The sequence below is a fragment of the Streptomyces sp. NPDC002851 genome, from assembly GCF_053591935.1.
This window is the reverse complement of the sequence record NZ_JBSFUT010000033.1, coordinates 91,505-97,504: the sequence shown is the minus strand read 5'-3', so window position 1 is coordinate 97,504 and position 6,000 is coordinate 91,505. Positions and strand designations below refer to the sequence as shown.

Annotated in this window: 6 protein-coding genes; 2 read left to right on the top strand and 4 right to left on the bottom strand. The window is 73.9% G+C overall.

Annotated elements, in window-relative coordinates; translation table 11 throughout:
* Window positions 1-194: 194 nt before the first annotated feature.
* Window positions 195-542 (top strand): DUF6332 family protein, encoded by a 348-nt coding sequence (locus ACWD10_RS29035; RefSeq protein ID WP_451096169.1) that lies wholly within the window; start codon window positions 195-197, stop codon window positions 540-542.
* Here ACWD10_RS29035 and ACWD10_RS29030 read toward each other — a convergent pair.
* From ACWD10_RS29030 to ACWD10_RS29020, 3 genes are all read right to left on the bottom strand, one after another.
* Complete coding sequence (locus ACWD10_RS29030; protein WP_451096167.1) at window positions 503-1,168, bottom strand: response regulator; 666 nt, start codon at window positions 1,166-1,168, stop codon at window positions 503-505. The two genes, ACWD10_RS29035 and ACWD10_RS29030, sit on opposite strands and share 40 nt — an antisense overlap.
* The gene (locus ACWD10_RS29025) at window positions 1,165-2,481 is read right to left on the bottom strand and encodes a sensor histidine kinase (protein WP_451096165.1); all 1,317 of its coding nucleotides are present in this window, start codon (window positions 2,479-2,481) and stop codon (window positions 1,165-1,167) included. The genes ACWD10_RS29030 and ACWD10_RS29025 overlap by 4 nt, the downstream gene beginning before the upstream one ends.
* Before the next feature lie 130 nt (window positions 2,482-2,611).
* Window positions 2,612-3,379 (bottom strand): TetR/AcrR family transcriptional regulator, encoded by a 768-nt coding sequence (locus tag ACWD10_RS29020; RefSeq protein ID WP_451096163.1) that lies wholly within the window; start codon window positions 3,377-3,379, stop codon window positions 2,612-2,614.
* Window positions 3,380-3,597: 218 nt separating this feature from the next.
* Between ACWD10_RS29020 and ACWD10_RS29015 the strand changes: the two genes are divergently transcribed.
* Window positions 3,598-4,077 carry a nitroreductase family deazaflavin-dependent oxidoreductase gene (locus ACWD10_RS29015; protein ID WP_451096161.1) on the top strand — a complete coding sequence of 160 codons (480 nt, stop codon included), beginning with the start codon at window positions 3,598-3,600 and terminating at the stop codon, window positions 4,075-4,077.
* Window positions 4,078-4,632: 555 nt separating this feature from the next.
* Here the strand turns inward: ACWD10_RS29015 and ACWD10_RS29010 are convergent.
* On the bottom strand, window positions 4,633-5,895 hold the full coding sequence (locus ACWD10_RS29010) for a geranylgeranyl reductase family protein (protein WP_451096184.1): 1,263 nt from the start codon (window positions 5,893-5,895) through the stop codon (window positions 4,633-4,635).
* Between the last annotated feature and the right edge of the window lie 105 nt (window positions 5,896-6,000).

Genomic DNA, 6,000 nt, shown 5'->3' with positions numbered 1-6,000 from the left:
ACCTCGGCCATGGCCCGCAGTGTGACCGGAATGAGATAGGGCGCGTTAGGCCGTCCGCGGTACGGCACCGCTGATCTTTCAGCCCGTCCGGCGTTTGAGGACGAGCGCGTTCAGCGCGATACCGGGTCCGGGGCGGAGCCCCGAAGCGCCGTCAGGCTTACGGGAAGGGGCGGGGCTGGGGAACAATCTCCCCCATGGGGACACCACGCGCGCAAGCCGTCCGGGACGCAGCCACCGTAGAGATCGCGTACGCGCTCCTGTCCGCGGCCGTCACCGCCGCCCTCGTCCTCGGCACCGTGGCCGGACCCACCGTGCTCTTCACACTGCCCGGCCCCGCCGCGACCGGGCTGCGCGTCACCGGCCTGGCCCTGGCCGCGGTCGTGTTCTTCGCCCGGGTGTGGTTCGTCCTGCGGCGGTTCCACAGGACCGTGGACTCTGAGGCGTACGACCGTCACAGCCGTCTCGACGGCGTTCGGGACCGGGCCCCGTACCACCGCCACGGTCAGCCCAGCCAGCCCGGGCGTACCAACCCCGACTCGTAGGCGAGAACGACCAGTTGGGCGCGGTCGCGGGCGCCCAGCTTGACCATGGTGCGGCTCACGTGGGTCTTCGCGGTGAGCGGGCTGACGACCAGGCGGCGGGCGATCTCCTCGTTGGAGAGGCCGATGCCGACCAGGGCCATCACCTCCCGCTCCCGCTCCGTCAGTTCGCTCAGAGTCTCGGCGACCGCGGGCTCCTTGGAGCGGGCGGCGAACTCGCCGATGAGCCGCCGGGTCACGCCCGGCGAGAGCAGCGCGTCCCCCTCCACCACCGCCCGTACGGCGCGCAGCAGTTCGTCCGGTTCCGTGTCCTTGACCAGGAAGCCGGAGGCGCCCGCGCGGATCGCCTCGAAGACGTACTCGTCGAGCTCGAAGGTGGTGAGCATGACCACCTTCACCTGCCCGAGGTCCGGGTCCCCGGTGACCTCGCGGGTCGCGGCGAGGCCGTCGAGCAGGGGCATGCGGATGTCCATCAGGACGACGTCGGGCCGCAGTTCGCGCACCATGCGCACCGCCTCTTCGCCGTCGGCCGCCTCCCCCCCGACCTCGATGTCCTTCTGGGCGTCGAGCAAGGCCCGGAACCCGGCCCGCACCAGGGACTGGTCGTCGGCGAGCAGTACGCGGATCACGTGTTCTTCTCCTTCGGCCGTTGCGGCAGTACGGCCCGTACCCGGAAGCCACCGTCCGGGCGCGGGCCCGCCTCGATCGTGCCACCCAGGGCGGCCGCGCGCTCACGCATTCCGGCAAGCCCGTTGCCGCTGCCACCCGCGTCGACCTGCGCCGCGGGCCCGTCGTCCTCGATGCTCAGCTCTACCGTTCCGGAGCCTGAACCACGCGCTCCGGACGCCGACTTGGGCTCTGGAGCCCCGTACCGCACCCGCACGCGCGCCTGCCGCGAGCCCGAGTGCCGTACGACATTGGTGAGCGCCTCCTGCACGATCCGGAACGCGGCGAGGTCCGCGCCCGGGGCGAGCGGCACCTCGCGTCCTTCCGTGGTCACGTCCACGGTGAGCCCGGCGCTCGCCGCCTGCTCCACCAGTTCGGGCAGCCGGCCGAGCCCGGGCGCCGGGGCGCGCGGCGCGTCGCCGGGGGTGCGGAGCGTGTCGAGCACCTGACGGACCTCGCCGAGCGCCTCCTTGCTGGCGGACTTGATGGTCGTGAGGGCGGTACGGGCCTGCTCCGGGTCGGAGTCGAGGAGCGCGAGGCCCACGCCCGCCTGGACGTTGATCACCGAGATGGAGTGGGCGAGTACGTCGTGGAGTTCGCGGGCGATACGAAGCCGCTCCTCGTCGGCGCGCCGCTTGGCGGCCTGGGCACGTTCGGCCCGTTCCTTGGCCCATTGCTCGCGGCGGTTGCGGGCGAGCTCGGCGACCGCGGCGATCGCCAGGACCCAGGCGGCGACGAGGAGTTCCTGCCCCCAGGACGCCGCGCTGTCGCCCGACGGCGGCAGATACGCGTACAGCCAGTGACCGATCAGGAGGTGACCGGCCCAGAGTATGAGGACGGCGCCCCAGGCCGCGTACCGCTGCCCGGCGACGAGCGCGGCGAAGACGGCCACCGCGACGGTGAAGAAGACCGGGCCGTACGGGTATCCGGCACCGAGGTAGACCAGGGTGGTCGCGGCCGCGCCGAACACCACGGGTGTGGGGTAGCGGTGCCGCAGGAGCAGCAGCAGCGAGCCCGCGAGCAGCAGCAGCCGGGCGAAGACGTCGAGCGGCGCCCGCTCCCCCACCTGTCCGTGCTCGGCCCAGGTGGACCCGAACTGCACGAAGGCGGCGAGGAACAGCGTCGAGAACCAGGGCAGTCTGCGGCGCCCCGCACCGTCCTCGAACCAGCGCAGGAACCCCGGCGGGCCCTGCCGCTCCATCGCCTCCCCGAACCGCTGCCAGGGCGGCCCGTCTCTGCGGGGGCCGTCGGGCGTGCGGGTGCGCTGCTCGTCCATGACCGTCACGCTAGACGGCGGCGAGGGTCCGGGCATCAGCCGTACGCGGTGATCACCTGTACTCCCCGGAGAGTACGGATCCCAGGTGAGAGGGGCGCGCGGCCCGGCTCACGCTCCGCCCCGTCCCGGCTCAGGGCTCCACCAGGCCCACGGAGTGGGCGAGGCGGCCCGCAGCGTGCGTGAAGAACGCCTCGCGGTCCTCGACGACGCGGTTGAACTGCCCGAAGACCTCGAAGGAGACCAGGCCGAACAGCTGCGCCCACGCCGCCGTGAGCGCGGCGACCGTCGCCGGTGGCAGGTCGGGGGCCACATCGGCGGCGAGCCGCGCCGCCTCGGGGCGTACCGGGTCCGGCAGTTCGGGCACGCGCAGGTGTCCGGCCTCGTGCGCTTCGCGGGCGAGGGAGATCAGGAGCAGACCGACGCGGGACGCCGGTCCGACGGTGTCGCGGGGCGCGGTGTAGCCGGGCACGGGCGAGCCGTAGATCAGGGCGTACTCGTGCGGATGGTCCAGGGCCCAGGCGCGTACGGCCCGGCAGACCGCGAGCCAGCGGGCGCCGGGCGCGCCCCGCTCCGTGGCCTGCGCTGCCGCCGCTGCCTCGGCGGCTTCTCCGAGTGAGTCGTACGCGTCGACGATCAGTGCCGTGAGGAGCTCGTCGCGGCTCGGGAAGTAGCGGTACAAGGCCGAGGAGACCATGCCGAGTTCGCGGGCGACGGCGCGCAGTGAGAGCTTGGCGGCGCCCTCCGCGGCGAGCCGACGGCGCGCCTCGTCCTTGATGGCCGCGGTGAGTTCGGCCCGGGCGCGGGCCCGGACGCCCTGCGCCCTGCCTCCCTGGGGTGTGCCTCCCTGGGGTGTGCCTCCCTGCGGCTGCTGTTCGGCGGAGTTCGTACGCGTCGTCATGAGGCCAGTGTGCCAGAGCACCGCTCCACCACAAGAGCGCTGCACTACTTCGAGAGCACTGCTCTTGCCTTACACACGGAGGCATGCCACGCTCGACTCATAACGACCGAGAGCACCGCTCACGTTTTGCCGCGACGCTCGATGCCGGGCAACTCGGCTCTCCGCGCGCGGCGCGCGGCGCTCGGCCCCACAGAACCGGAAACCGGAAGGTGACCTCAATGGCCTCCCAGTCCTCCACCCCCGCCCCCGCACACCCGTACTACCGACGGGCCGGTGCCCTCACCACCCGCTTCAATCGCTTCGTCGGCCTGCTCGCGCGGCACGGCATCAGCCTCCAGGGCTCGGCCGAACTCACCGTGCCGGGCCGCAAGAGCGGCAAGCCGCAGCGCGTCCCGGTCAACCCGCTCACGCACGAGGGCGCGCTCTACCTCGTCTCGGCGCGCGGCCACTCCCAGTGGGTGCGGAACATGCGCGCGGCGGGCGGCGGCGAGCTGCGCGTGGGCAGCAAGGTGCGCCGTTTCACCGCGGCCGAGATCCCCGACGACGCCACCAAGATGGCGGTCCTGCGCCGCTATCTGGAGCGCTGGGGCTGGGAGGTGAACGGCTACTTCAGGGGCGTCACGGCCACGTCCACGGACCCCGAGCTGCTCTCCGCGGCACCCGACCACCCGGTGTTCCGACTGACCATGCGGTCCTAGAAGACCCGCGAAGACCGGGGAGACGGGCCCTAGGGCGTATCCGGCGGATCTTCGCGCCTGCGGCGGGCCTTCCCCCTACCCGCCCCTCCCCACAACTGGGGCTCCGCCCCAGGCCCCTGGCGGCCCAGGGGGCAAGCCTCCGGCGGGGATTAGGGGCGAAGCCCGCGGTGGGGGTCAGGGGGCGTAGCCCCCAGTGGGGGTGGAGGCGCAGCCTCGGCGGGGGTCAGGGGGGCGAAGCCCCCAGTGGGGGGTGAAGGCGCAGCCTCGGCGGGGGACCTGGGAGCGAAGCCCCAGGCGGGGTCTGGGGGCGAAGCCCCCAGTGGGGGTCAGGGGGGCGAAGCCCCCAGTGGGGGTCAGGGGGGCGAAGCCCCCAGTGGGGGTCAGGGGGGCGAAGCCCCCAGTGGGGGGTGAAGGCGCAGCCCCGGCGGGGGACCTGGGAGCGAAGCCCCAGGCGGGGTCAGGGGGCGAAGCCCCGGCGGGGGCCTGGGGGCCGCAGGTCCCCAGTTTCGGGAAGGGGCGGGTATGGGGAGAGATCCGCCGGACCGGGCCTCGGCCTCAGGGCTTGTTCGGCTCGCTCTCCGTCTCCGGCCTCTCCGACTCCGGCCTTCCCGGCTCCTGCTCGGCCGCCGCCTCGGCCGGTGCCGTGTGGCCGAGGGCCGCGAGCGCGCGCTTCGCCATGGGGCGCGTCCGTACGATCTCGGCGAGCGTGGTGTAGCCCTGGGTGATCCGTGCGAACGCGAGCCACGCCGGGCGGAGCCCCGTGATCGCCGCGTGCAGCAGGCCCGGCTTGCGCTCGAAGACGCCGAGCATCTGCCGCCCGACGGCCATCTCCACGCCCAGGCCCGCGCGGATCGCGAAGGCGTAGTTCAGGGCCTGGCGGCGGGCGTCCACCGCGTCGTGCGCCTCGGCGATCCGGACCGCCCACTCCCCCGCGAGCCGCCCCGAGCGCAGGGCGTACGAGATGCCCTCGCGGGTCCACGGCTCGAGCAGGCCCGCCGCGTCGCCGCAGACCAGGACCCGGCCGCGGGAGAGCGGTGAGTCCTCGCTGCGGCAGCGGGTCAGGTGGCCGGAGGAGATGCTCGGCTCGAACCCGGCGAGGCCGAGGCGGCCGATGAAGTCCTCCAAGTACCGCTTGGTGGCGGCGCCTTCGCCGCGCGCGGAGATCACGCCGACGGTCAGCGTGTCCCCCTTCGGGAAGACCCAGCCGTAACTCCCGGGCATCGGGCCCCAGTCGATGAGCACCCGGCCCGCCCAGTCCTCGGCCACCGACGGCGGCACCGGGATCTCCGCCTCCAGGCCGAGGTCCACCTGGTCGAGCTTGACGCCGACATGCGCTCCTATCCGGCTCGCGCTGCCGTCCGCGCCGACCACCGCATGGGCCAGGACCGTCTCGCCGTCCGCGAGGAGCACGGCGACGGTACGCCGGTCGGGCACCGCCGGGCCGTGCTGCTCGACCCGCGAGACCGTGGCGCCGGTGCGCAGCTCAGCGCCCGCCTTCTGGGCCGCCTCGACCAGTTGCTGATCGAACTCGGGGCGGTTGATCAGGCCGAACAGCATGTGCCGGGCGCGTCGGGTGCGGGCGAACCGGCCGTTCCGGGTGAACGTGGCCGCGTACACCTTGTCGCGCAGCGGCAGTTCGAAGCCGGGCGGCAGCGCGTCCCGAGACGGGCCGATGATGCCGCCGCCGCACGTCTTGTACCGGGGCAGCTCGGCCTTCTCCAGGAGCAGCACGCGGCGGCCCGCGACCGCGGCCGCGTACGCCGCGGACGCCCCGGCCGGGCCCGCGCCGACGACGACCACGTCCCACACCGGCGGCACCGGGCCCGCGGGCGAACCGGCGGCGCCGGGTTCCGCGGCGGTGCCCGGGTGCTCGTCGGCGGTCGCGTGCTCCTCCGCGCTCCCGCCCGTGTGCTCGTTCGCGTT

Coding starts and splice junctions, on each gene's coding strand:
- ACWD10_RS29020 (WP_451096163.1), bottom strand. CDS start 3,379: ATGACGACGCGTACGAACTCCGCCGAACAGCAGCCGCAGGGAGGCACA.
- ACWD10_RS29035 (WP_451096169.1), top strand. CDS start 195: ATGGGGACACCACGCGCGCAAGCCGTCCGGGACGCAGCCACCGTAGAG.
- ACWD10_RS29025 (WP_451096165.1), bottom strand. CDS start 2,481: ATGGACGAGCAGCGCACCCGCACGCCCGACGGCCCCCGCAGAGACGGG.
- ACWD10_RS29015 (WP_451096161.1), top strand. CDS start 3,598: ATGGCCTCCCAGTCCTCCACCCCCGCCCCCGCACACCCGTACTACCGA.